This window comes from Burkholderia sp. Cy-637, from assembly GCF_011753175.1.
Classification (GTDB): domain Bacteria; phylum Pseudomonadota; class Gammaproteobacteria; order Burkholderiales; family Burkholderiaceae; genus Burkholderia; species Burkholderia gladioli.
In genome coordinates, this window is record NZ_VWWC01000110.1 from 1 (window position 1) to 25,183 (window position 25,183).

General features: G+C 68.8%; 21 protein-coding genes. 13 read left to right on the forward strand and 8 right to left on the reverse strand.

Translation table 11 applies throughout. From position 1 onward, the window contains the following. On the reverse strand, nucleotides 1-1,575 hold a 1,575-nt coding region (gene prpR, locus F3J10_RS24255; RefSeq protein ID WP_167243161.1), incomplete at its 3' end, for a propionate catabolism operon regulatory protein PrpR. Between the two features lie 213 nt (nucleotides 1,576-1,788). Between prpR and prpB the strand changes: the two genes are divergently transcribed. The 5 genes from prpB (at nucleotide 1,789) to F3J10_RS24280 (ending at nucleotide 9,024) form a co-directional block, all read left to right on the forward strand. Continuing rightward, nucleotides 1,789-2,682, forward strand: coding sequence for a methylisocitrate lyase (gene prpB / locus F3J10_RS24260; RefSeq protein ID WP_025101488.1), 894 nt, complete (start codon nucleotides 1,789-1,791; stop codon nucleotides 2,680-2,682). Nucleotides 2,683-2,724: 42 nt separating this feature from the next. Continuing rightward, a complete protein-coding gene (gene prpC, locus F3J10_RS24265) occupies nucleotides 2,725-3,894 on the forward strand; it encodes a 2-methylcitrate synthase (RefSeq protein WP_025101487.1) in 1,170 nt (389 codons plus the stop codon). Between the two features lie 66 nt (nucleotides 3,895-3,960). Then, nucleotides 3,961-6,555, forward strand: a complete 2,595-nt coding sequence (gene acnD, locus F3J10_RS24270; protein ID WP_166914412.1) for a Fe/S-dependent 2-methylisocitrate dehydratase AcnD — start codon at nucleotides 3,961-3,963, stop codon at nucleotides 6,553-6,555. A gap of 137 nt (nucleotides 6,556-6,692) precedes the next feature. Further along, nucleotides 6,693-7,901: a 2-methylaconitate cis-trans isomerase PrpF gene (gene prpF / locus F3J10_RS24275; protein ID WP_167243162.1), complete on the forward strand. Its 1,209-nt coding sequence runs from the start codon at nucleotides 6,693-6,695 to the stop codon at nucleotides 7,899-7,901. 22 nt (nucleotides 7,902-7,923) lie between these two features. Further along, on the forward strand, nucleotides 7,924-9,024 hold the full coding sequence (locus F3J10_RS24280; protein WP_167243163.1) for a CaiB/BaiF CoA-transferase family protein: 1,101 nt from the start codon (nucleotides 7,924-7,926) through the stop codon (nucleotides 9,022-9,024). A gap of 174 nt (nucleotides 9,025-9,198) precedes the next feature. Here F3J10_RS24280 and F3J10_RS24285 read toward each other — a convergent pair whose 3' ends face one another. The 3 genes from F3J10_RS24285 to F3J10_RS24295 form a co-directional block, all read right to left on the reverse strand. Further along, the gene (locus tag F3J10_RS24285; protein WP_240155701.1) at nucleotides 9,199-10,032 is read right to left on the reverse strand and encodes an Abi family protein; all 834 of its coding nucleotides are present in this window, start codon (nucleotides 10,030-10,032) and stop codon (nucleotides 9,199-9,201) included. Between the two features lie 379 nt (nucleotides 10,033-10,411). Further along, the gene (locus F3J10_RS24290) at nucleotides 10,412-10,858 is read right to left on the reverse strand and encodes a PaaI family thioesterase (protein ID WP_013691612.1); all 447 of its coding nucleotides are present in this window, start codon (nucleotides 10,856-10,858) and stop codon (nucleotides 10,412-10,414) included. Nucleotides 10,859-11,098: 240 nt separating this feature from the next. Next, the gene (locus F3J10_RS24295) at nucleotides 11,099-12,208 is read right to left on the reverse strand and encodes an AGE family epimerase/isomerase (protein WP_167243173.1); all 1,110 of its coding nucleotides are present in this window, start codon (nucleotides 12,206-12,208) and stop codon (nucleotides 11,099-11,101) included. Between the two features lie 129 nt (nucleotides 12,209-12,337). On the opposite strand from F3J10_RS24295, the gene F3J10_RS24300 reads away from it, so the two are divergent. The 3 genes from F3J10_RS24300 (at nucleotide 12,338) to F3J10_RS24310 (ending at nucleotide 14,824) form a co-directional block, all read left to right on the forward strand. Next, nucleotides 12,338-13,033, forward strand: coding sequence for an MgtC/SapB family protein (locus F3J10_RS24300; protein ID WP_013691610.1), 696 nt, complete (start codon nucleotides 12,338-12,340; stop codon nucleotides 13,031-13,033). Nucleotides 13,034-13,223: 190 nt separating this feature from the next. Next, nucleotides 13,224-14,429 carry a hypothetical protein gene (locus tag F3J10_RS24305; RefSeq protein ID WP_167243165.1) on the forward strand — a complete coding sequence of 402 codons (1,206 nt, stop codon included), beginning with the start codon at nucleotides 13,224-13,226 and terminating at the stop codon, nucleotides 14,427-14,429. Nucleotides 14,430-14,668: 239 nt separating this feature from the next. Then, nucleotides 14,669-14,824, forward strand: coding sequence for a hypothetical protein (locus F3J10_RS24310; protein WP_013691608.1), 156 nt, complete (start codon nucleotides 14,669-14,671; stop codon nucleotides 14,822-14,824). Nucleotides 14,825-15,116: 292 nt separating this feature from the next. Here the strand turns inward: F3J10_RS24310 and F3J10_RS24315 are convergent, their stop codons facing one another. After that, nucleotides 15,117-16,034, reverse strand: coding sequence for an HTH-type transcriptional regulator ArgP (locus tag F3J10_RS24315; RefSeq protein WP_025101481.1), 918 nt, complete (start codon nucleotides 16,032-16,034; stop codon nucleotides 15,117-15,119). 199 nt (nucleotides 16,035-16,233) lie between these two features. Between F3J10_RS24315 and F3J10_RS24320 the strand changes: the two genes are divergently transcribed. From F3J10_RS24320 to F3J10_RS24330, 3 genes are read left to right on the forward strand one after another with little or no spacing between them, the layout of a single operon-like run. Further along, nucleotides 16,234-16,842 (forward strand): trimeric intracellular cation channel family protein, encoded by a 609-nt coding sequence (locus F3J10_RS24320; protein ID WP_025101480.1) that lies wholly within the window; start codon nucleotides 16,234-16,236, stop codon nucleotides 16,840-16,842. Nucleotides 16,843-16,865: 23 nt separating this feature from the next. Further along, nucleotides 16,866-17,408: a hypothetical protein gene (locus F3J10_RS24325; protein WP_167243166.1), complete on the forward strand. Its 543-nt coding sequence runs from the start codon at nucleotides 16,866-16,868 to the stop codon at nucleotides 17,406-17,408. A 10-nt stretch (nucleotides 17,409-17,418) separates the two neighbouring features. Further along, the gene (locus F3J10_RS24330; RefSeq protein ID WP_167243167.1) at nucleotides 17,419-17,937 is read left to right on the forward strand and encodes a hypothetical protein; all 519 of its coding nucleotides are present in this window, start codon (nucleotides 17,419-17,421) and stop codon (nucleotides 17,935-17,937) included. Here the strand turns inward: F3J10_RS24330 and F3J10_RS24335 are convergent. After that, nucleotides 17,882-21,277, reverse strand: a complete 3,396-nt coding sequence (locus tag F3J10_RS24335; protein ID WP_167243168.1) for a heavy metal translocating P-type ATPase — start codon at nucleotides 21,275-21,277, stop codon at nucleotides 17,882-17,884. The genes F3J10_RS24330 and F3J10_RS24335 overlap by 56 nt on opposite strands. Nucleotides 21,278-21,496: 219 nt before the next feature. After that, on the reverse strand, nucleotides 21,497-23,371 hold the full coding sequence (locus F3J10_RS24340) for an alkaline phosphatase family protein (protein ID WP_167243169.1): 1,875 nt from the start codon (nucleotides 23,369-23,371) through the stop codon (nucleotides 21,497-21,499). Here F3J10_RS24340 and F3J10_RS24345 point away from each other — a divergent pair. Further along, entirely contained in the window at nucleotides 23,365-23,565 is a 201-nt protein-coding gene (locus tag F3J10_RS24345) for a hypothetical protein (RefSeq protein ID WP_167243170.1), read from the forward strand. The genes F3J10_RS24340 and F3J10_RS24345 overlap by 7 nt on opposite strands. Nucleotides 23,566-23,809: 244 nt before the next feature. Here F3J10_RS24345 and F3J10_RS24350 read toward each other — a convergent pair whose 3' ends face one another. After that, on the reverse strand, nucleotides 23,810-24,163 hold the full coding sequence (locus tag F3J10_RS24350) for a DOPA 4,5-dioxygenase family protein (protein WP_167243171.1): 354 nt from the start codon (nucleotides 24,161-24,163) through the stop codon (nucleotides 23,810-23,812). A gap of 393 nt (nucleotides 24,164-24,556) precedes the next feature. On the opposite strand from F3J10_RS24350, the gene F3J10_RS24355 reads away from it, so the two are divergent. After that, the coding region (locus F3J10_RS24355; RefSeq protein ID WP_167243172.1) for a DUF1254 domain-containing protein at nucleotides 24,557-25,183 on the forward strand (627 nt) is incomplete at its 3' end.

Here is a 25,183-nt window from a genome sequence, read left to right on the forward strand (position 1 = left end):
CTCGGCCAGCCGCGGCTCGCGCCGCGCCGCCTGGGCCAGCAGCTCGGCCGCCAGCGCGCCGATGTCGGCCGGCCGCTCGCGCAGCGGCGGCAGGGCGATGTTGAGGATGTTGAGGCGGTAGTAGAGATCGGCGCGGAAGCTGCCTGCCTCCACCGCCTCGAGCAGGGAGCGATGGGTGGCCGCCACGATCCGCACGTCGATGCGGAGCGGCTCGGTCGACCCGAGCCGCACCACCTCGCGCTCCTGCAGCACGCGCAGCAGGCGGCTCTGCAGCGACAGCGGCATCTCGCCGATCTCGTCGAGGAACAGCGTGCCGCGATGCGCGGCCTCGAACAGCCCGGCCTTGCCGCCGCGCCTGGCGCCCGTGAAGGCGCCTTCGTCATAGCCGAACAGCTCGCTCTCGAGCAGCGCCTCGGGGAAGGCGCCGCAGTTGGTCGCCACGAACGGGAACTTGCGGCGCGCGCTCAGCGCATGCAGGCTCTGCGCGATCATCTCCTTGCCGGTGCCGCTCTCGCCGAGGATCAGCACGGTCGCGTCGGATTTGGCGTAACGCTGCGCGAGCTCGCGCACGCGCGCCATCGGCGCCGATGCGCCGATCACGTCGTCCAGCCGGTAGCGCGCCGCGAAGCGCTGCGCATGCGGCTGCGAGCGCAAGGTGCGGTCGAGTCGCTCGACCGCGCGCGATTCCTGGAAGGTCAGCACGCTGCCGGTGGCCGCGCCGCTGGCTTCCAGCGGCCCGCGATGGACCACGTAGCGCACCCCGCGCACGGTAGCCAGCGTGTCGCCCTCGTCGGCGGCGCGCAGCGCGGCCAGCTCGGGCGTCAGCTCGTCGAGCGCGCGGCCCACCGCGGCCTGCGCGTCGACGCCGAGCGCCAGCGCGAGCCGCTCGTTGATCGCCTCCACGCGGCCGCCCGCGTCGAGCGCCACCACGCCGTCGCGCAGGTGGCGCAGCAGGTTGTCGAGGCGCTGGCGGCGCAGCGCCTCGGCGTGCGTGGCGTGGGCGACTTCGAGCGCGGTCTCGACCGCCGCGCGCACCGAGGCCTGCGAATACAGAAACACCGCGTTCATGCCGGCGCTGCTGGCCAGGTCGGTCACCAGCCCCGGCCCGACCACGGTCTCGATGCCGCGGTCGCGCAGCTCGCGCACGCGCGCCTCGGCCTCCTGGCTCGACTGGTAGGTGGCGAACACCAGGTCCAGCCCGAAGGCGGCCGCGAAGCGGCGCAGCTCGGCCGGCGTGTCGCCGTAGCTGACCAGCGCCACCGGCGAGGCCGCGTCGCGTCGCGCGCGGGCCAGCGCGTGCAGCAGGTCGTAGCCGGTCGGCGCGACCAGCACCACCGGCACCTCGACGTGGGTCTTCAGGTACATGCCGTTCGAGCCGGCCGCCACGATCGCGTCGGGCCGCTCGGCGCCGGCCGTGGCCAGCGCGGCGATCGCCTCGTCGTAGCCGCGCGTGATGATGCGCAGGTCGGCGCGCTCCTCGTATTCGTCGGCGAGATCGCGGAACAGCGCACGCAGGCGGCTGATGCCGACCGCCCAGATGCGGGGCCTGAGGGACGGAACGGAGGAGGGCGTCATGACGGGATTCGGGCTGGATGCAGGCTGGCGGGATCGACGCATTATCGCAGTCGAATTTCAAATGTGGAATCGAATGTTTCCATAATGAAACGAGTTGACGCCGCCGCCGAATCGCGTTTCGATTGCGAATCAGCAGCTTAGCGGCGCCCGACGCGACTGGCCCGGTCCTTGCAATATCCAGCGCGGCAACGATCAATCGTCAGGAGGCAGTCGATGGGCAATTCCCAACTTTCCAGCGCCGGCGCGCGCTTTCGCGCGGCCGTGGCGGCCGAGTCGCCGCTGCAGGTGGTCGGCGCGATCACCGCTTACGCGGCCAAGATGGCCGAGGCGAGCGGTTTCAAGGCGGTCTACCTGTCGGGCGGCGGGGTGGCCGCCAATTCGCTCGGCATCCCCGATCTCGGCATCAGCACCATGGACGACGTGCTGATCGACGCGAACCGCATCACCAACGCCACCCAGCTGCCGCTGCTGGTCGACATCGACACCGGCTGGGGCGGCGCCTTCAACATCGCGCGCACCATCCGCTCCTTCATCAAGGCGGGCGTGGCGGCGGTGCACCTGGAGGACCAGGTCGGGCAGAAGCGCTGCGGGCATCGTCCGGGCAAGGAATGCGTGCCGATCGACGAGATGGTGGACCGCATCAAGGCCGCCGTCGACGCGCGCACCGACGACCAGTTCGTGATCATGGCGCGCACCGACGCGGCCGCCGCCGAGGGCCTGGACGCGGCGATCGAGCGCGCGGTGGCCTATGTCGAGGCCGGCGCCGACATGATCTTCCCCGAGGCGATGAAGACGCTGGACGACTTCAAGCGCGTCAAGCAAGCGGTCCAGGTGCCGATCCTGGCGAACTTGACCGAATTCGGCTCGACGCCGATGTTCACCACCGAGGAACTGAAGGGCGTGAACGTCGATATCGCGCTCTACTGCTGCGGCGCGTATCGTGCGATGAACAAGGCGGCGCTGAACTTCTACGAGACGGTGCGCCGCGACGGCACGCAGAAGGCCGCCGTGCCGACCATGCAGACGCGCGCCGAGCTGTACGAATTCCTCGGCTATCACGCCTACGAGGACAAGCTCGACGAGCTGTTCAGCCAGGGCAAGCGCTGAACCGGCCCAAACCGATAACCAGACCATCAGGAGAGCATCACGATGAGCGAGACGAAAGACGCGGCCCCGGCCGCAGCGGGCGGCTTCAAGCCGAAGAAGTCGGTGGCGCTGTCGGGCGTGGCGGCGGGCAATACCGCGCTGTGCACGGTGGGCCGCACCGGCAACGACCTGCACTATCGCGGCTACGACATCCTCGACGTCGCGGAAACCTGCGAGTTCGAGGAAATCGCCTACCTGCTGGTGCACGAGAAGCTGCCCACGCTGGCCGAGCTGGCCGCCTACAAGGCCAAGCTGCGCGCCATGCGCGGGCTGCCCGCCGCGGTGAGGACGGCGCTCGAGGCGGTGCCGGCCTCGGCGCATCCGATGGACGTGATGCGCACCGGCGTGTCGGTGCTCGGCACCGTGCTGCCCGAGAAGGACGACCACAACCTGCCCGGCGCGCGCGATATCGCCGACCGCCTGATGGCCTCGCTGGGCTCGATGCTGCTGTACTGGTATCACTGGTCGCACAACGGCCGGCGCATCGAGACCGAGACCGACGACGATTCGATCGGCGGCCACTTCCTGCACCTGCTGCACGGCAAGGCGCCGTCCAAGGCCTGGGTCGACGCGATGCACATCTCGCTGATCCTCTACGCCGAGCACGAGTTCAATGCCTCGACCTTCACCGGCCGCGTGATCGCCGGCACGGGCTCGGACATCTACTCGGCCATCACCGGCGCGATCGGCGCGCTGCGCGGCCCGAAGCACGGCGGCGCCAACGAGGTCGCGTTCGAGATCCAGAGCCGCTATCGCGACGCCGACGAGGCCGAGGCCGACATCCGCCGCCGCGTCGAGAACAAGGAAGTGGTGATCGGCTTCGGCCACCCGGTCTACACGATCTCGGATCCGCGCAACAAGGTGATCAAGGAAGTCGCGCGCAAGCTCTCGAAGGATGCCGGCGACACCAAGTTGTTCGAGATCGCCGAGCGCCTCGAATCGGTGATGTGGGACGCCAAGAAGATGTTCCCGAACCTCGACTGGTTCAGCGCCGTGTCCTACCGGATGATGGGCGTGCCGACCGCGATGTTCACGCCGCTGTTCGTGATCGCGCGCACGTCCGGCTGGAGCGCCCACATCATCGAGCAGCGCATCGACAACAAGATCATCCGCCCGAGCGCGAACTACACGGGTCCCGAGGATCTGAAGTTCGTCTCGATCGAGAAGCGCTGAGCGCGCCCGGGGCGGCCGGCATCGCCCGCCGCCCCGGCCCGTGAATTTCCCCGCATGCCCCAGAACATGAATACCGCCCATCGCAAACCGCTGCCCGGCACCGGGCTCGACTATTTCGACGCGCGTGCCGCCGTCGAGGCCCTCGCGCCCGGCGCCTACGACACGCTGCCCTATACCTCGCGCGTGCTGGCCGAGAACCTGGTGCGTCGCTGCGAGCCCGACCGGCTCGACGCGTCGCTGCGCCAGCTGATCGAGCGCCGCCGCGATGCCGACTTCCCGTGGTACCCGGCGCGCGTGGTCTGCCACGACATCCTCGGCCAGACCGCGCTGGTCGATCTCGCCGGCCTGCGCGACGCGATCGCCGACGGCGGCGGCGACCCCGCCAAGGTCAACCCGGTGGTGCCGGTGCAGCTGATCGTCGATCACTCGCTGGCGGTGGAATGCGGCGGTTTCGATCCCGATGCCTTCGCCAAGAACCGCGCGATCGAGGATCGTCGCAACGAGGACCGCTTCCACTTCATCGAATGGACCAAGACGGCCTTCGAGAACGTCGACGTGATCCCGCCGGGCAACGGCATCATGCACCAGATCAACCTGGAGAAGATGTCGCCGGTGATCGGCACGCAGGACGGCGTGGCCTATCCCGATACCTGCGTGGGCACCGACAGCCACACGCCGCATGTCGACGCGCTGGGCGTGATCGCGATCGGCGTGGGCGGCCTGGAAGCCGAGAACGTGATGCTGGGCCGCGCCTCCTGGATGCGGCTGCCCGACATCGTCGGCGTCGAGCTGACCGGCCAGCGCCAGCCCGGCATCACCGCCACCGACATCGTGCTCGCGCTGACCGAGTTCCTGCGCAAGCAGAAGGTGGTGGGCGCCTACCTCGAATTCCGCGGCGCCGGCGCGGCCAGCCTCACGCTGGGCGATCGCGCCACGATCTCGAACATGGCGCCCGAATACGGCGCGACCGCCGCGATGTTCTTCATCGACGCCCGCACGCTCGACTACCTGCGCCTGACCGGCCGCAGCGACGAGCAGGTGGCGCTGGTCGAGGCCTACGCGAAGACCGCCGGCCTGTGGGCCGACAGCCTCGCCGGCGCGCAATACGAGCGCACGCTGAGTTTCGACCTGTCGAGCGTGGAGCGCAACATGGCCGGCCCGTCGAACCCGCACAAGCGGCTGCCGACGCGCGACCTGGCCGAGCGCGGCATCGCCGCGCCGCACGAGGACATCGCCGGGCAGATGCCCGACGGCGCGGTGATCATCGCGGCCATCACCAGCTGCACCAACACCAGCAATCCGCGCAACGTGATCGCGGCGGGCCTGCTGGCGCGCAACGCCAACGCGCGCGGCCTCGCGCGCAAGCCCTGGGTGAAGAGCTCGCTCGCGCCCGGCTCGAAGACGGTCGAGCTGTACCTGAAGGAAGCGGGCCTGCTGCCCGAGCTGGAAGCGCTCGGCTTCGGCATCGTGGCGTTCGCCTGCACCACCTGCAACGGCATGTCGGGCGCGCTCGACCCCGACATCCAGCAGGAGATCGTCGATCGCGACCTGTACGCGACCGCCGTGCTGTCCGGCAACCGCAACTTCGACGGCCGCATCCATCCCTACGCGAAGCAGGCCTTCCTGGCGTCGCCGCCGCTGGTGGTGGCCTATGCGATCGCCGGCACGATCCGCTTCGACATCGAGAAGGACGTGCTCGGCATCGACGACCAGGGCCAGCCGGTGCGGCTCGCCGACATCTGGCCCGACGACGCCGAGATCGACGCGATCGTCGCCGCCAGCGTCAAGCCGGAGCAGTTCCGCCACGTGTACGAGCCGATGTTCGCGCGCAGCGCCGCGGCCGGCGCCAGCGTGCCGCCGCTCTACGACTGGCGGGCACAAAGCACCTACATCCGCCGCCCGCCGTATTGGGAAGGCGCCCTGGCCGGCGAGCGCACGCTCGCCGGGATGCGCGCGCTGGCGGTGCTCGGCGACAACATCACCACCGATCATCTCTCGCCCTCGAACGCGATCCTGGCCAACAGCGCGGCCGGCGAATACCTGGCGAAGATGGGCGTGCCCGAGGAGGACTTCAATTCCTACGCGACGCACCGCGGCGACCACCTCACGGCGCAGCGCGCCACCTTCGCCAACCCGACGCTGATCAACGAGATGGCGGTGGTGGACGGCGCCGTGAAGAAGGGATCGCTCGCGCGCATCGAGCCGGAAGGCAAGGTGGTGCGGATGTGGGAGGCGATCGAGACCTACATGGAGCGCAAGCAGCCGCTGATCGTGATCGCGGGCGCCGACTACGGCCAGGGTTCTTCGCGCGACTGGGCCGCCAAGGGCGTGCGCCTGGCCGGCGTGGAGGCGATCGTGGCCGAGGGCTTCGAGCGGATCCACCGCACCAACCTGATCGGGATGGGCGTGCTGCCGTTGGAGTTCAAGCCCGACGCGAACCGGCTCACGCTCGGCATCGACGGCACCGAGACCTTCGACGTGATCGGCGAGCGCAAGCCGCGCGCCGACCTCACGCTGGTGATCCGGCGCCGCAACGGCACGCAGTTGCAGGTGCCCGTGACCTGCCGGCTCGACACGGCCGAGGAGGTGTCGATCTACGAGGCGGGCGGCGTGCTGCAGCGTTTCGCGCAGGACTTCCTCGAATCCTCGCAGGCGGCGTGAAGGCGCGAGCCTGACACGCGGCCGGCATCGATATCGCATAAGCTCGGCCTGAGCAGTCATCACAGCGCATCGCGGCGGCCGCCGCGATGCTTCCGGGCGGCAAGCATGCCGCCTTCGTTTTTTCAGGAAGATTCACCATGGCACACGTTCCCCAGATCCGGATTCCCGCCACCTACCTGCGCGGCGGCACCAGCAAGGGCGTGTTCTTCCGGCTCGAGGACCTGCCGGAAGCCGCGCGCGTGCCGGGAGCGGCGCGCGACGCCCTGCTGATGCGCGTGATCGGCAGCCCCGATCCCTACGGCAAGCAGATCGACGGGATGGGCGGCGCGACCTCCAGCACCAGCAAGACCGTGATCATCTCGAAGAGCACGCGGCCCGATCACGACGTCGACTACCTGTTCGGCCAGGTCGCGATCGACAAGGCCTTCATCGACTGGAGCGGCAACTGCGGGAACCTGTCCGCGGCGGTCGGGCCGTTCGCTATCGCGGGCGGGCTGGTGGCGCGCGAGCGCGTGCCCGACGACGGCGTGGCGGTGGTGCGCATCTGGCAGGCGAATATCGGCAAGACCATCGTCGCGCACGTGCCGATCCGCGACGGCGAGGTGCAGGAGACCGGCGATTTCGAACTCGACGGCGTGACCTTCCCGGCTGCCGAGGTCCAGCTCGAGTTCATGGACCCGGCCGCCGACGAGGACGGCGCGGGCGGCGCGATGTTCCCGACCGGGAACCTGGTGGACGACCTGGAGGTGCCCGGCATCGGCACGCTGAAGGCCACCATGATCAATGCCGGGATCCCGACCATCTTCGTCGAGGCCGAGGCGATCGGTTATACCGGCACCGAGCTGCAGGACGCGATCAACGGCGACGAGGCCGCGTTGCAGCGCTTCGAGACGATCCGCGCCTATGGCGCGCTGCGCATGGGCCTGATCCGCTCGCTCGACGAGATCGCGCAGCGCCAGCACACGCCGAAGGTCGCCTTCGTGGCGCGGCCGGCCGACTATGTCGCCTCCAGCGGCAAGCCGGTGGCGGCGAAGGACGTCGACCTGCTGGTGCGCGCGATGTCGATGGGCAAGCTGCATCACGCGATGATGGGCACCGCGGCCGTCGCGATCGGCACCGCCGCCGCGATTCCGGGCACCCTGGTCAATCTCGCGGCCGGCGGCGGCGAGCGCGAGGCGGTGCGCTTCGGGCATCCCTCGGGCACCTTGCGCGTCGGCGCGCAGGCCAGCCAGGCCGGCGGCGAATGGGTGGTCACCAAGGCGATCATGAGCCGCAGCGCGCGCGTGCTGATGGAAGGCGCGGTGCGCGTGCCGGGAGATGCGTTCCGAGCCGCGCCGCGGACTTGATCGATCGAAGGAGGAGGCCGGCATGAACGACGCGGGCTTGCCGCTCGACGGCATCGAGGTGCTGGAATTCGAGGGGCTCGGGCCGGCGCCGCTGGCCGGATGGATGCTGGCGGCGCTGGGCGCGCGCGTCACGCTGGTGGCGCGCCCGGGCGGGCGCGTCGGCGGGCCGGCCGGTTTGAACGGGCAGGATGGCGACTTGCTGCGCGAGCGCAAGACCGTGATCGAATGCGACCTGAAGGCGCCGGCTTCGCGCGAGGCGATGCTGGCGCGCATCGCGCGCGCCGACGTGCTGATCGAGGGTTATCGGCCGGGCGTGATGGAGCGGCTCGGGCTCGGGCCGCTCGATTGCGCGGCGCGGCGGCCCTCGCTCGTTTATGCGCGCATGACGGGCTGGGGACAGCAGGGGCCGCTCGCCGAGCGCGCCGGCCACGATCTCAACTACGTCGCGCTGACGGGGGTGCTCGCGCTGGCCGTGAAGCCGGGCGAGCCGCCGGTGATCCCGCCGACCGTGATCGGCGATGCGGGCGGCGCGCTGGGCCTGGCCTTCGGCATCGTCAGCGCGCTGCTGGCGGCGCGCGCGAGCGGACGTGGGCGCGTGGTGGACGGCGCGATCGTCGACGTCGCGGCGATGCTCGGCGCGCTGGCGCTGTGGGCGCGCGAGCGCGGCCAGTTGGGCACGCCCGATGCGGCCAGCCTGTTCCACGATGCGCCGTTCTATGCCGTCTATCGCTGCGCCGATGGCGAGTATGTCAGCCTGGCCGCGCTCGAACCGGCCTTCTACCGGCAGTTCGTGGAGCGCTTCGGGCTCGACGGCGTGACGGTCGAGGCGCAATACGAGCGTGCCGCCTGGCCGGCCTTGAAAGCGCGCTTCGCCGCGCATTTCGCCGGCGAGCCGGCGGCCGTGTGGTGCGCGCGTTTCGAGGGCAGCGATGCCTGTGTGGCGCCGGTGCTCGATCTCGAGGCGGCCGCGCGGCACGCGCACCTGGTCGCGCGCGAGGTTTATTCGACCACGGAAGAGGGCGCGTTGCGCGTGCGTGTGGCGCCGCGTTTCACCTGGCTTGGAGATGACGGCGGAGCGAGCGAGACTCGAGCGACGCCGCGCGCGAATTCGGATGAGGAATGAAAAAGGGACGCTTTCGCGTCCCTTTTGACATCTAGGATATTGCGCATCGTCGAGAGGCGTTCCCAGCGTTTTCGCTGTCGATATTAGCGTGACGAAGAACAGGTGTCAAAGGTGTGGGCTGGAACGTTCCGCCACGAAAAATCAGAAAAATGCAGGCTGATTCTCGCGCTTTGATCATATCCATGCGGCTGTCGTTTCCCACCCGGGGCTAAATCCCAGGTGAGCGCCAGGGTCCACATGAATGCAACTGGAAAGTGTGTCTCGCAATGCTTGCTTCCAGCAGACTCCGTGGCCCAATGGATCGAGCAAGGCCTTGATCATTGTGGCTCTCGCGTAAAACGAGTTGGGCTGTATCATTTCGGCGCCGTAACGTGCCAGTTTCATCCCTGTTGGTCTCGCGGGTGGCGATACCGTGATGTGCCGGTTCCATAACCTCGCGTGGTGAGCGCACATGTTTCGCAAATCCGTCAGCGAGTGCAGCCAGCCGTCGAGTAATGTATCTGGAATCTCCGGCCAGACATACCTTCCCACGATCTTGCGCTCACGGGTCGCCAGGGATTCATACATTTTCGATAACGCACCCAAACTCAGGCGCTCACACACGATCCAGATCGGCGGCAGTTCCGGCGTGGCATAAGTGTCGTAATAGTGAGTCAGGGTTGGGCCCTTTCTTGCTCCGCATTCGCGGACGATTTGATCGAGCGTCCTTGAGTAAAGGCGGAGATCTCTGAATCGCTGGTGAGCCAGATACCAATGTGGATCGTGCGCGATGGCAAGCGGACTGTTCAAGGCCGCCCGCAACCCGACTTCGATTCGTTCGATCGCGTCACCGGTGATCGTGCGAAGTCGTCGGTCGAAATCATATAAATCGATGATGTCGGAGAACCGGCTGCGCGGTCTGAATTTCCCGGTCGCAGGGTTCTGGAAACGCCGCATATAGATCAGCAGTCTGAAGTAACCGATCGAGCGCAGGGACCGGGCATTGAGATCCCGGTCATCGATTTTCAAGCCCTTGATCCACAAGTGGCATAGCAACTGCTCGATGTTAAGAGCGGTCTTGCCATAGGTTCGGGCGGGTTTCGGTTTGGGCTCCTTCGCTTTGCTTTTTCTCGTCATACGACAACAGAGGGAGAGCCATGCCGCTCGCCATATCGGAGTGACTGTGATCGTTCCTGGTTCTCGCGGAAGGCAAAATATGGCGTGACATAAGGGGAATGGGCGATGCGCCCGCAAGCGCTGGCGAATCGACATGACTCGTCTTACCGACGCGCCGCTTCGCAATAAAGGATTGGATGTACCGGGCAAATGCCGGAGTAACAAGATGATACGGCCCGCGGTAGGGCTCCAGCTGGAGCTGGATCAACCGCAGACTCGGTTTTCGCTACTCTCAGGCCGCCGATTCCTGCGCCGTGTCGGCCTCGCGTGCCTCGCTGATCCGGTTGATGGTGCCCTGCGCGACAGCCACCAGCCGCTCCTCCTTGCCGTCCACCACGAACACGTGACACTGGCAGGTGGCCTGGCTGCGGCCGCCATACAGCAGCTTGGCGCGCGCCAGCAGGCGGCCCTTCATGGCCGGGCGCAGGTAGTTGATCTTGTATTCGCCGGTGACCACGCGCGGGCCCAGCGCGAGCGCGCCCGCGAAGGTCAGCGCATTGTCGGCGAGGTAGCTGATCACGCCGCCGTGCACGAAGCCGTGCTGTTGCCTGAGCTCGTCGCGGATCGGCAGGCACAGCTCCACCTCGTCCTCGCCCATCGTCATGAGTTCCGTGCCGAGCAGCATGCTGAACGGCTGGGCCAGGAGCGCGCCGCGCGCGTGATCCACGATATCCGTCATCGACCTTCCTTCGCTGGTGGGGCGCCGCGCCCCGCGCGGCCGACGGGGGCCGGCCGCCTGCGCTCCACTCTAGGAAGCGATCGGTCGATAAGCAAGGAGATTCGAGGAAAGCCTTGAAACGGTCGCGGTGACCGAGGCGAAAAGCGTGACGGCGCCGCCGGCGGCGGCATGGGACTTGCGCATGGGTGGGGCAAGGCGGCGTGAAGGGCGCCGTCTTGCCGCTGTCGTGTGCCGCCGTCGTTACGCCGCGCCGGGCAAGGCCGCGTAGGCAGTCGCCAGATGATAGGGCGTGGTGGAGGGCAGGTCGGCGCGCGATACCTCGCCGTCCGCGCGCTTGCACTCGTACCAGCCGCGCGGATGCAGGAAGCGGGCGGCGAAGCGCTCGATCTGCAGCGCGAGATCGGGCGAGCCGGGTCGCGCGCCGCGCGTGGCCAGCGCGCGCAGGTATTCGGTCTGTGCCCAGATGCGCTGGGTCGCGTCGAGACAGGCGCCGCTCGCGTCGGTGGCCGCGCACACGCCGCCCGTCGCCGCATCGACGCCATGCCGCTCGGCGAACCCATAGGCGCGTTCGAGCGCGTCGGGCAGGCTCGTCTCGGCGAGCCGCTGGCCGGCCGCGCTGACCAGGTAGTACCACTCGAACTGGTGGCCCGGCTCGAAGCGGTTGCCGGCCGTGCCGAGCGGCAGCTCCGCGACGCAGCCCGTGGCGCCGTCGACGAAGTGCCGCTCGACCGCGCCGGCGGTGCGCAGCAACGCGTCGTCGAAGGCGCGGTCGCCGAATGCGTCGCCGGCGGCGAGCCAGGCTTCGGTCAGGTGCATCAGCGGGTTCTGCAGCGGGCCGCCGTCGAGCGGCGAGAAATCCTCGGCGCGCGCGGCATCGAGGCAGGCCTCGCCCGCGCTCGGCGCGAAGCGGTCCTCGATCAGCGCGGCGGTGTGCTCGGCGAGCCGGCGCGCGTCGCGGTTGCCGGAGGCGGCGAAGTAGCCGGCGCAGGCGAACACGATGAAGGCGTGGGTGTAGAGATCCTTGTTGCGATCGAGCGGCACGCCTTGCGCGTCGACGCTGTAGAACCAGCCGTCGTGGCGCGGATCGCGGAAATGACGGCACAATCCGTCGAACAGCGCGTCCGCGTGCGCCAACTCGCCTGCCCCGGCGAACACGAACAACTGCCGCGCGCAGGCCATCGCGCGAAAGCGCGAGACCGGCAGCGGCGCATGCGTGTCGGGCGCGACGGCTTCGAACGGAAGCCCGGTGCCGGTGTCGAAACCGGGGCCGCGCCACAGCGGCAGCACGATTTCCGCGAAATGCCGGCGCAGTTCGGCGGCCTGGACGGTGGCGGGGCGGGTAGCGGACATCATGGAACTGAACTCGTAGGTCGATCAAGGTACGGCGAGGGCCAGGGGCAAGGGGCGGCGGGGCCCCATCTCCGGTCATTCGGCCAGCGACCGTATCGCGCCGACACAATAACAGGAAGGAGAGAAGGCATGCTCAACAACATCGAACTCGTCTCGCGGCTGGTGCTGGCCGCCGCGCTCGGCAGCGTCATCGGCTTCGAGCGCGAACGCCTGTCCTGGGCCGCCGGCCTGCGCACCCACATGCTGGTCTGCGTCGGCTCCGCGCTGATCATGATCGTTTCCGCATTCGGCTTTGCCGACGTGCTCGGCAAGCCCGATATCGTGCTCGATCCGTCGCGGATCGCCGCGCAGGTCGTATCGGGCATCGGCTTCCTCGGCGCCGGCTCGATCCTGATGCGCGGCGAGATCGTGCGCGGCCTGACCACGGCGGCCAGCCTCTGGTCGGTCGCGGCGGTGGGCCTGGCAGTGGGCGGCGGGCTCTACGTGGCGGCGATCGCGGCCACCGTGATCGTGCTGGTGATCCTGGCCGGCATCAAGCCGCTCGAGAAGCGCTACATCACCGTGCGCCAGCGCCGGCACATGTCGCTGCTGGTCGAGCGCGGCACGCTGACCTTCGCCTCGCTGCACGCGGCGCTCGGCGCCGACAGCGCGCGCGTGAAGCAGTTCATCGTGCAGCAGAGCGAGGAAAGCCCCGAATGCGATGACGTGACGATCTCGCTGGCGCGCGTGTCGCCGGTCGAATACCAGCGGATCTCGTCGCAACTGCGGCACCTGCCGGGCGTGCAGGTGTTCAAGGAGCAGGAGGGCGCGACGGGCGCCGAGTGAGGCGGGCACGGCGCTCGCGGGCCTGCCCGGCACAGGGAGCGGGGCCGGGCGGCGAGCATGCGACAATGCCTGCTTTCCGTCTCAGGTAACTTCGCCCGCTGTCCGGGCAAGGCGCCTCCGCCGCGCGAGTCTCGCGCCGGAAGCGTCCGGACATCGGGCGCGCAGCCACCGATCCATGACCGAATCCCGCATGCCCCCCCGTCCCCGTTCCCCCCGTTCGACCAAGCCGACGCGCCGGCGCAGCGCCGCCGCGGCCGGCGGCGAGCGCCCCGCGCGCAACGCCGTGCGCGTCGATGACGAGGAGGCCCGGGTACGGGAGGCGGACGCCGCCGGCGAGTCGCAGGACGAGCAGACGCCCGACCTGTTCGGCGGCTTGCCTTCCGGTGGACGCGGCACGCAGGCACGCCAGCCGAGCGCGGCGACGGCATCGATCGGCGAGGCCGCCGAGTCCGCGGCCCAGGAGACGGCTCCCGATACGCGGCAAGGCAGCTTCTTCGACGGTTTGGAATTGCCGGAAGCCGCGGCGCCGGACGAGGTACGGCAAGGCGAGCCGGCCGATCACGAGGCGCCGGCCATGGCGCAGGGCGGCGAGCCGCACGCGGCTGCGGTCGAATCCGCAGCCGCGCCCGCAATGGATGCCAGCGAAGTGGCGCAGGCCGTGCAGGACGCGGTTGCCGGGCTGGCGGCCGACGTGGCGGTACCGGATCAGCCTGCGCCGCAGCCGGCGCCCGCCTCTGCCGCTTCCAGCGAGGAAACGGCGGCTGTCGCGCCGAAGGTCGCCGGGGCGAAGCGTGCCGCCGCCGGCCGGCGTTCGGAATCCGCGCCGGCCTCGAGGCGGCGCCAGGCGGCGGGCAGCGCCGAACCGGCAATCGAGGCCGGCGACACGCCGCCTGCGAGCGTGGCGGTAGCATCGCCTGTCGATCCGGTGCGCGAGCCCTCGTTCGCCAGCGGCTCGCCGGCCGATCCCGCGCCGAACTCGGCTGTGAATCCGGCCATCGATATCGAGGCGCAACTGCGTCCGCTGAACGAACGTCTGCGCGCGGCGCAGGCCGAGGGCGCCGAACTGCGGCGCCAGGCCGATCGCGAGATGCGGCGCGTCAACCGGCTGCTGCTCGCCCTGGCGGTGGTGCTGGTGATCGTGATCGTCGCCTTGGGCCTGCAGACGGCGGCGCTGTCGAGTGCGCATCGCGACGCGGCCGAACTGCAGGGGCTGCAGCAGCGCGTCGATCGCCTGACGGCGCTGCAGGAAACGCAGCAAGCCGATCTGGCCGCCGCCCAGCAGCGTGCCGACGAACTCGGCGCCCAGGTCCAGCGCCTGACCAATCGCCTCGCCGTGGCCTCGCGCCAGCAGCCGGCGGCTGCCGCTGCCGCGCGCCGGGAGCGCCGCGCGCGCTAGCCCCGCGACGCTGCTTCGCAAACGCGCCCAGGCCGGACGTCTCGCGACGATCCGGCCTTTTTCATGACGCGTTTCATGGGGCAATAACAGTCGAAAATCGGGGCGCCATGCTGTGTGGCGAGGTGTCGCGTCGCGTTTTCGACACGGAATGCTGCGCTGCACTAGCGTTGTTCAGGGAAAACCCTTAATATTCGTGCCTAGGGAAAACCCTGATCATCACTGTCCGTTGGGAGCTGGAAATGAGCCTCATCTTTGCGCTGCTTCAAAAGATCGACGATCTGTTCGTTTCGCCGCACCTGCCGCTCGACCGCGACTATTCGTACGCCGCCCGCCATGCGGAAGCCGAGCGTCAACGCAAGTCGCAGGTGTCGCGCTTCGGCCTGCTGCGTCGCTGATCGTCCCCGCTGTTCGTTTCATCGCTGTTTCTCCCGTCATCGCCGCCGCCTGATTTTCGCGTCGGCGCTGCCGGGTGTGTTTTACCCCGCCTGTGCCGCTGATGGCGCGGGACCGGGATTCCGCCTCACGAGCGCCCTGCTCGATCTCTCGTTCGATCCCTTTCAGGCCCGGGCCGTTTCGGCTCATCCGCCGGCCTTGATTCCACGCATCCCTGTCCCTCTACACCGATCCGCTGCCCGCTGACGGCCTCGACGCTCGTCGTGCATGCGCGCAAGCGGCCTCGCCATCCACTCATTCCGATTCGATGCCTCGATCCTCGTGGCGCAGCAGGCTGCGCGCGGCCTTGATCACGCGCGCCGACAGCGACGCCATGCTCGGCGACTGGACCTTCCACGCATGCCAGTACAACTCGACGTCGAGCGGATGCGCCGGCGCGAGATCGACCAGCCCGGTTTCGGACAAGGGCCGGTCGAGCGTCAGCAGCTCGGGAACCATCGCATAACCGAGCCCGTGCTGGACCGCCTGGAAATGCGTGTGCGTGCCGGGCACGTAGTGGCAGGGATAAGCGCCGTCCGGCAGGCCGAGCCGCTTCTTCAGGAAAGAGGAGGACAGCGTGTCCCGCCGCGAATAGGCGACCACCGGCGCCTGCCGCGCGTCCTTGCGGTTGAGCCCATCGGGGAACCAGCGCGCCGCGAAGGTGGCGGCGGCCAGCAGGCGGTAGCGCATCGCGCCGAGCGCGGTGGCGCTGCAGCCGCGCATCGGGTTCGGCTCGGTCGAGACGCAGCCGATCGTCATGCCGCTCTCCAGCAAGGCGAAGGTGTGGTCCTGGTCCTCCATCACGATCTCGAACAGCAGCCGGTCGCCGGCGAGGATCGACGACAGGGCAGGCAGGAACCAGGTGCCGAGGCTGTCCGAATTCAGGGCGATGGCCACCGGCACGGGCGACTGATGGTCGGCGCCGAGATCGGCCTGGAGGTCGGCCTGCAGCAGCGAGATGCGCCTCAGGTATTGCAGCAGGCGCATGCCGGCGGAGGTCGGGCGGCATGGCCGGGTGCGCAGCACCAGCGAGGCACCCAGCGCGGTTTCCAGGGCGCGCACGCGCTGCGTGACGGCCGAGGCCGTCACGTGCAGGCGCTGGCTGGCCTGCTCGAAGCTGCCGGTCTCGACCACGGCGAGGAAAGCCGCTGCCTGTCGGGGATCGATGTCCATCCGTCAATCCTGAAAAATTTTAAGCATCGGCAAGTTTCCTTAAGTTTGGTTTCGCTGACAAGCCGGCATCGGGACAATGCCGGCTTGGTCGTTTCCGATTCGCGCCGCGACATGGCACGAGCGAGGCGATATCGCCGAAATCCTTCGGCGCCCCTGCATTCGCAGGCCTTTTCCTCGAATCGAATCGTCCGACACCATCATGCACATCCTCTACCTCATCGCGATCACCGCCGAAGCCATGTCGGGCGCCATGATGGCCATGCAGCGCAGGATGGACCGCTTCGGGCTGGCCTTCGTCGGTTCGGTCACGGCGCTGGGCGGCGGCACGGTGCGCGACGTGATCCTCGGCCACTACCCGCTGGTGTGGATCGAGCAGCCGGGCTACCTGCTCGTCACCTTCGGCGCGGCCACGCTGTGTTCGTGGATGGTGCGCCACCTGGCGAAGCTGCGCGCGGTGTTCCTGATGGTCGACGCGCTGGGCCTGGCGGCCTTCTCGATCATCGGCAGCGACGTGGCCGCGAGCGTCAGCGGCAATGCCATCGTCATCGTGTTGTCGGGCGTGATCACCGGCGTATGCGGCGGCATGCTGCGCGACCTGCTGTGCAACGAGGTGCCCCTGGTCCTGCGCGAGGAGCTGTATGCCAGCGTGGCGGCGCTCACGGCCACGATTTATATCGTGATGCAGAAAGTCGGGATGCCGATCGAAATCGCGACGGTCGCGGCGCTGCTCGCCGGCTTCGCGACGCGCATGCTCTCGCTGAAATACGGCTGGCGGATGAAGGCCTTCGATACCTCGGTGCGGGATTGAGGCGGATGGCGACGAGCGCGACGATGGAACCAGGCGACGGGCAAGCCGGCATGCTGAGCTACCGGGATCTTTGCGAGGCGCAGGCGCGCAGCGAGGAACGGGCGATCGCGAGCGGCAGGGAGATCCGGCGGCAGCTTCCCTTGTTCGTCGAGGGTTATGCCGACTTCATCGACGCGCCGCGCTCCACCTATGAAGCCGACGATGGCTCCTTGCGCGAGCATGTGCGGCTGGCGCAGGTCCTGTCGGCGGCGCCGCCGCGTGAAGTGTCGATGCGCGGCGGCGGGGCCGGCGAAGCCGTCGGCCTCGACGAGCACGGCATGGTCTGGTTCGAACTGGAGCTGGCCTTGCGGATCGACGGCGGTGCGGGAAGCACCTCGATCCATCGCTTCCGGATCGGCATGAAGCTGGTGCGCGACCGGATCTTCGTGTTCTTCCCGAGCAGCCGGAGGACGATCTCGGCCGAGCGCAGCCGCAACGCCTACGACTATGGCGAGGCTTATCTGGAGATCAACCGGGCCGTGCTGGAATCGATGGAAAGCGGGTTTCCACTGTGGTCGCGTCAATGAGGGGGCGTTCATGAGCGCGAGGCGAGGCAGGAAGGCGGTTCCGTCGCCGTCCTTGATGCCGGCGCGGCAAGCGCGCGACGTCCAGCTGAAGTATTACCTGGCGCTCGACGTGCTCTGCATCGGGGCCGGCTCGCGGGAGAGCGTCGCGACCCTGCTGGGCGTGGTTCATACCGCGTATCGCCTGCGTGAATTCATCGGTGTGGCCGATGCGCAAGGCTTTCGCGCGGCCGAGAACGCCTTGCTGGCCTGCCTCGACCGCCTCGACCGCCTCGACCGCCTCGAATGCACCGCATCGCCCGAGCCGGCCGCAACCCTGCAGGCAAGCGAAAAGGCCGCCGTCGCACCCGTGTTGCGGTGCTTCGACGGCCTGCTCGAACGCGTGCCGATGCCGCTCTACCTCGACGCCCTGCTGGCCGCGATTGCCTGCCTCGACGCGCAACTGCCCTCGCCGATTCCGCCCGCGGCCGCCGAGCCTAGCGCGCCTCGCCCTTCCACATCTTCAGCAGCAGCGCATTGGTCACCACGCTGACGCTGGAGAAGGCCATCGCCGCGCCGGCGATCATCGGATTGAGCAGCCCGAAGGCGGCCAGCGGCACGCCCACCAAGTTGTAGACGAAGGCCCAGAACAGGTTCTGCCGGATCTTGCGATAGGTGCGGCGCGAGATGTCGATGGCCGCCGCCACCAGGGCCGGGTCGCCGCGCATCAGCGTGATGCCGGCGGTGTGCATCGCCACGTCGGTGCCGGTCGCCATGGCGATGCCGATATCGGCGGCGGCCAGCGCCGGCGCGTCGTTGATGCCGTCGCCGACCATCGCCACCACGCCCTGGGTCGAGGCCTTCAATTGCGCGATCACGCGTGCCTTGTCGTCGGGCAGGACCTGGGCGTGGACTTCGTCGATGCCCAGTTCGCGCGCGACGGCCGTCGCGCTGCCCTGGTTGTCGCCCGTCACCAGCGCGGTGCGGATGCCCAGCGCATGCAGCCGGGAAATCGCCTCGCGCGCGCTCGGCTTCACGGTGTCGCCGAAGGCGATCAGGGCCAGCACCGCCGCCGGCGCGTCGAGCCGCATCAGCCAGGACACGGTATTGCCGGCCGCCTCGAGTTCGGCGGCACGCCGGCGCGCGTCGGCCGGCACCTCGATCGCGAGTTCGTCGAGCCAGCGCGCGCTGCCGATCGCATGGCGCGTGCCGTCGATGCGCGCTTCCACGCCGCGTCCGGCCACCGCCTTCGCGTCGCTTGCCTGAGGCGCGCGCGCCTCGCCATGCGCTTCGCCGTCGTGGGCCGCGACGATCGCGCGGGCCAGCGGATGCTCGCTGTGCCGCTGGATCGCGGCGGCGATGGCCATGGCCGTCTCGCGCGTCGTGCCGATCGGCTCGAAGGCGGTGACCGAGGGCTTGCCTTCGGTCAGCGTGCCGGTCTTGTCGAAGGCGACCACGGCGGTGCGCTGCGCGAGTTCGAGCGCCAGCGCGTCCTGGATCAGCACGCCGTGGCGGGCGGCCACGCCGGTGCCGGCCATGATCGCGGCCGGCGTGGCGAGCCCGAGCGCGCAGGGGCAGGCGATCACCAGCACCGCCACCGCGTTGAGGATGGCGGTTTCGGCCGGCGCGCCGGCCAGCATCCAGCCGGCGAAGGTCAGCACCGCGAGCGCGAGCACGGCCGGCACGAACACGGCGCTGACGCGATCGACCAAGCGCTGGATCGGCGCCTTCTCGGCCTGGGCCGATTCGACCAGGCGGATGATGCGCGCCAGCGTGGTTTCGGCGCCGATCGCGGTGGTCTCGACGCTGAGCGCGCCTTCGGCATTGATCGAGCCGGCCGTGACGCGATCGCCCGGCGCCTTCGCCACCGGCAGGCTCTCGCCGGTGATCAGCGATTCGTCGACGTGCGAGGCGCCGGCGGCGATCCTGCCGTCCACCGGGAAGCGTTCGCCCGGCCGCACCGCGACGATCGAGCCGACCCGCACCTGGGCCAGCGGCACCTCGCGTTCCACGCCCTGTTCGACGATGCGCGCGCGATCGGGGCGCAGCGCGTTGAGCGCGCGGATCGCGTCGGTGGTCTGGCGCTTGGCGCGCGCCTCGAGCCATTTGCCGAAGCGCACCAGGGTGACGATCACGGCGGCCGCCTCGAAGTAGAGGTGCCCGGCCTGCTCCGGCGCGCGCAGCATCTGCCAGACGCTCAGGCCGAACGCGGCCGAGGTGCCGAGCGCGACCAGCAGGTCCATGTTGCCGGCGCGCGCGCGCAGCGCGTGCCAGGCGGCGCGGTAGAAGCGCGCGCCGAAACCGAATTGCACGATCGCGGCCAGCACGAATTCGAGCGGCGCCGGCAACATGAACGACAGGCCGAAGGGCGCGGCGAACATCGGCGCGACCAGCGGCAGGGTCAGCACGGCCGAGCCGATCAGCAGCAGGAGATCGCGGCGCGCCTCGGCGGCCTTGCGCGATTCGGCGCTCGGGCGCGGGGCGGTGGGGGAGGTGGCTGCCGCGGTGGGCGTGCCGATCGAGCCGGCCGAGCCGGCAGCGGGCGTGGCGCGATAGCCGGCCTTCTCGACGGCGGCCACCAGTTGCGCGACCGACACGGCGGCTTCGGCGCTGACGCTGGCGCGTTCGGTGGCGAGGTTGACGCTGGCGCGCGAGACGCCCGGCACCTGGGCGAGCGCCTTCTCGACGCGGCCCGAGCAGGAAGCGCAGGTCATGCCGCCGATCTCGAGTTCGATGGCCGGCGCGGCGGGGGATCGGGCGGGAACGGGTTCGTCGGCGACCAGCGGCGTGGCGCGATAGCCGGCCTTCTCGACGGCGGCGACGAGTTGCGCGGCCGAGACGGAATCATCGCCGCTGATGCTGGCGCGTTCGGTGGCGAGGTTGACGCTGGCACGCGAGACGCCCGGCACCTGGGCGAGCGCCTTCTCGACGCGGCCCGAGCAGGAAGCGCAGGTCATGCCGCCGATCTCGAGTTCGATCGGCTGCCGCGCCGGGGCTGCCGGCGCCGGCGCGCTCTCGATGTCGCTGGCACCGGCGCTGAGCGGCGTGGCGCGATAACCGGCCTTTTCGACGGCCGCGATCAGCTGCGCGGCGGAAACGGAAGCTTCGGCGCTGACGCTGGCGCGCTCGGTGGCGAGATTGACGCTGGCACGCGAGACGCCCGGCACCTGGGCGAGTGCCTTCTCGACGCGATTCGAGCACGACGCACAGGTCATCCCGGCGATATCGAGTTCGATCGGAGCCGCAGCCGAAGCCGCGGTCGGTGCGGGAGCCTGCTCGATCGCCGCCGGCTCCGCGTGCTGCGCATCGCTTGCCGCCGGCTTCGCACGCGATTTCGGCTTCGGCATCGGCACGAAGCTGACCGCGACCGGCGGAGCTGCTGGCTGCGGAGCCGGCGCGGCAGGTGCCGCCAAGCCCGCCGCATCGCCCTCGATACGCTCGGCCTGATAACCCGCCGCGGCAACCGCCGCGACCAGGGCCTGCGCATCCACCTCGGCATCGGCGGCGAATTCCACCTCGGCCCGCGTGGCGGCCAGGTCGACCTTTGCCTGCGCGACGCCGGGCACGGCGGCCAGCGCCTTCTCGACGCGTCGCGTGCAGCCGCCGCAGGTCATGCCCGTCACACGCAGCGCGACGGCCGATGCAATCCCGCGAGCCCGCGCCTGGGCGCGATAACCGGCGCGCTCGACGGCCTCGACCAGGCTCGCGGCCCCGACTTCAGGCGCGGCGCTGACGCTGGCGGTCTTGCCGGCAAGGTCGACATGGGCGGAGATCACGCCGGGCAACTGGGCCAGCGCGGTTTCGACACGGCGGGCACAGCCGCCGCAAGTCATGCCCTCGACGTCCAGCTCGGTGGTCTCGGGCGTAATGGGATGGGACAGGTCGTTCATCATGTTTACCGGTCGGAAGCGGCCGAAGCCGACAATGGACGCAGTATCAAGCTTCCCATGATGGGAAGGTCAAGCGCTTTCTCGACGATGATTCCGACCGCGCGCGACCGACGACGTTTCGGCGTGCAAGCGATCCCGCCCCGAAAACCGGGCGACGGCCGCCCACAGCGAAACGGCCCGCCGAAGCGGGCCGCGACCGTCACCGGGCTGCCCCGGGTACCGTCAGAACTTCCAGAAATATCCGCCCGGCGACGGGGGCCCGAACACCTGGCACTGGCTGTCGCTCGCGCTCAGCACCAGCGAATCGCCGAGCGTGGTGCCGGCCGCCACGGAGTAATGAAACACCTTCTGCGCCGAACTCAGGGCGTTCACATAGACGATGAAGGTGGCGGCGGCGCTGGATTTCGTATTGTCGAAGCTCAGCGTGATCGAGGTGCCGGACCTGCGGGCCGTGACCACGGCCTGGTAAGGCAGCGGGCAGGCGCCGCGCGACTTGGCGGGCACGCCCGGCGAGAAGGTATCGCCGTCCGAATACGGATAAGGCGCGTAGCTCGAGTTCGGCCCGTTGCTCGGCTCGGTGATCGACCAGTGCAGCACGTCCGAGTCGCTCGGCGTGTTGACGGGCGCCGCCAGGTTCAGCGTCTCGGTGAGATCGCCGCACACGGCGCGGCGCCAGGCCGAGATGTTCGGGCATTGCACCTTGCCGGCCGGATAACCGCGCGCGGTGAGCCAGGTCTCGAGGAAGCGGATCACCGAGGTGTGGTCCGAGAGCCGCGAGGACACGCGCCCGCCCTTGCTCCACGGCGACACCACCATCATCGGCACGCGCGGCCCGAGCCCGATCGGGGTCGACTGGTAGGTTTCGTCGCCGAGGTCGATCGGCGCGCCGGCGGCGGTCTGCAGGTTGTGCTTGCCGTAGCCGTCGAGCGGCGGGATCGGCGGCGGCACGTGGTCGAAGTAGCCGTCGTTCTCGTCATAGGTGATGAAGATCGCGCACTTGCTCCACACGTCCTTGCTGCCGATCACCGTGTTGATCACGCGCTCGGCGAAGGATTCGCCGTCGCTCGAGAGCGCGGTCGGGTGCTCGCAATAGGTATAGGGCGCGACGATCCACGAGACGGCCGGAAAGCTGCTCTTGCCGTTCGCGTCCTTGGCCGCCAGGTCGGCCTGCAGCGCGGCGATCAGGCCGTTGGCCGATTGCGCGTCGTTGTCGCCGGACTTGCCGCCGTAGCTGCGCGCCCGCGCGATCTTGTCGGCATCGCCGCCGCGCCGGAACGGGTTGAAGTAGGCCAGCGCGTTGTCGCCGTAGTTGCCGTAGCCCTGGTACACCTTCCAGTTCACCTGGTTGTCCTCGAGCACGTCGGCATAGGTCTTCCAGTCCCAGCCGTTCTGCTGGCCCCTGTCGTTGGCCGGATCCGAGGTGACGTTGCTCTCCCACAGGTCGTCGTTCTCGACGATGTAGTGCGTCCAGGACGAATTGGTGATCGTGCCGGCGCCCGAGGTGCCGGTCCACAGGTAGCGGCGGTTCGGGTTGGTCGGGCCGAACAGCGAGCAGTGATAGGCGTCGCAGACCGTGAAGGCATTGGCGAGCGCGTAGTAGAAGGGCAGGTCGGCGGGCTTCAGGTAGCCCATGCTCCAGTAGCCCTTCTTCTGGATCCAGGCGTTCCAGTTGGCCCAGGTGCTTTGCGAGCCCTTCCAGTCGTGATTGAGATTGACGCCCTGGTAATTGACGGGGCTGCCGGTGCCGGGGTTGAGCGGATAGGGCATCACGTTGGCCACCAGCTTGCCGGAGGGATTGCGCGCGGCGTAGCTGCCCGTGCCGTTGTTCGGCTGGTACCAGATCGTCTGGCCGCTCGGCAGCGGCGCCGGATGCGGATCGGAGAGGCCGCGCACGCCCGGCAGCATGCCGAAGTAATGGTCGAACGAGCGGTTCTCCTGCATGAAGATGATCACGTGCTCGATGTCGGCGAGCTTGCCCGGCGACGTGGTCTGGGCGAGCGCGTTGCGGATCGCGGGGGGCAGGACCGACGCCATGCCGGCGGCGGCCAGCGTGTGGGTTCCCAGTTTCAGAAAATCGCGGCGTTTGTTCGATGTCATTGGATGCCTCGTTTGTTTATGGGGTGACAGGCACGATGGCGCCGCCCGGCCAGTCGACGGCGCCCAGCACGATAACCGCGAAAGATGAAACGAAAATGGCAACGCGATCTCGCCCACGCAGCATGAAAAATCAAAAAGCCAAGGGGCTGATGGAATTCGACGGATTTATGTCAGCGAGCGACAAAAATCGATGATTTCACGGGGGAATTCAGCGAAAGAGGCGGGGCGAGGCTTGGCGAAATGCTTAATTAAATATGTCGTTCATTTCGCGGAATCAATAATGCGGATCGATTGCCGATTTCAGGAAATTCGGATTGAATCTCTTCGGTGATCAATTGCCGGTAATTCGAAACTCCACGTTGAATCGTTCGGGAGATGCATCGAGCGATGCGATCCCCGAACCACGAGCGGCAGGAGGCAGGCCCGGCTGGCTGCCGGCTAGCCGAACAGCGCCTCGAGACGCAGTTGATGCGAGCTGCCGATCCAGACCGCGCAATCGCGATGGTCGCGCAGCGCATCGCCGGTGTTCGGATGGACGAACACGTCGAGTGCGCCGTGGTTGAGCGCGAGCCAGCCGAGCACGGGCGTGAGCTGGCTACCGTCGAAGGCGAGCTGGTACGACCACATCGGATGCGGGCCGACCGGGCGTTCGTGGAAACGGCCGAGCTGCACGCGAGCGCCGAGCTGCTCGTCGATCACCTGGCGCAGCGCCCAGGCGGCGTCACGGCTGTCGGCGTCGAAGTAGACGTGAGCGTGCCAGCTATCGATGCTGGCGGGGTCGAGTAGGGTCATGAAGGGAGAACGGGATATCGGGAAGGGCGAGCGATCATTGTGCGCGATTTCGGCCGGGGCTTGCTTGGCGTGGCACCGCTTGCCCGGCGATGTGTCCTGTGGAAAAGGTTCCGGATCGAGGCGGGGCGCTGGATCCGGTCCCATCGTGGCGAGTCTCACGCATGTGAATAACTCAACAATGACGCAATATTTTGCCGTATTGCTGCGCACGGAGATTCAATGTGGTTTCCGGCATCGAGAGCTGTGCATGCCCACTGTTTTTGTTCCGAGGCGCGCGGTACGATGCACGCCGTTCGAGGAATCGAATGCAGCCCGTCACACGCTACGAGGAAGACCCGCGCGTCCGGCTGCCGCTCAACATGCGCAGCCAGGCTGCGCCGCGCGCCAACACCAATGACAATCTTTCGCCAACTTCCCGTCGCCCGGCTGACCTTCGGCGCGACGGCCGCCGTGTTCGTCCTGCTGGCCGGCTGCGCGTCGCCGCAGCAGCCGCCCGATGTCGTCGCCCGCAAGACGGGCTGGATGCGCAGCGAGGTCGCCGACTCCTACCTGTATGCCTACCCGCTGGTGATGATGGAGGTGGCGCGCCAGGCCGCCACCGATCCTGGCGCTGCCGGTCCCGGCCAGGCGAGCGCCAATACGCTGCGCATCGACGCTTCGTTGCCGCCCGCCGGCGCCGTCAATCCGCCGCTGCCGGGCATCGACACGCTCGACGCGAGCGGCTGGCTCGATGTCGGCACCGAACCGCTGATCCTTTCCCTGCCCGATACGCGCGGCCGTTACCTCGACGCGCGCGTGCTCGACATGTGGACCAACGTGGTCTGGTCGACGGGCGCCGAGGCCAATCCGCGTAATGGAAGCAGCCGGGCGCAAACGATTGCGCTGGTCGGGCCGGGCTTCCAGGGCACGCTGCCGGCCGGCGTCAAGCGCGTCGACCTGCCGGCGCGCCACGCCTGGCTCGGCGTGCGCGTGCGCAGCGGCGGCGGCGGGCGCGAGCTGGCCGAGGCGCGGCGCTGGCAG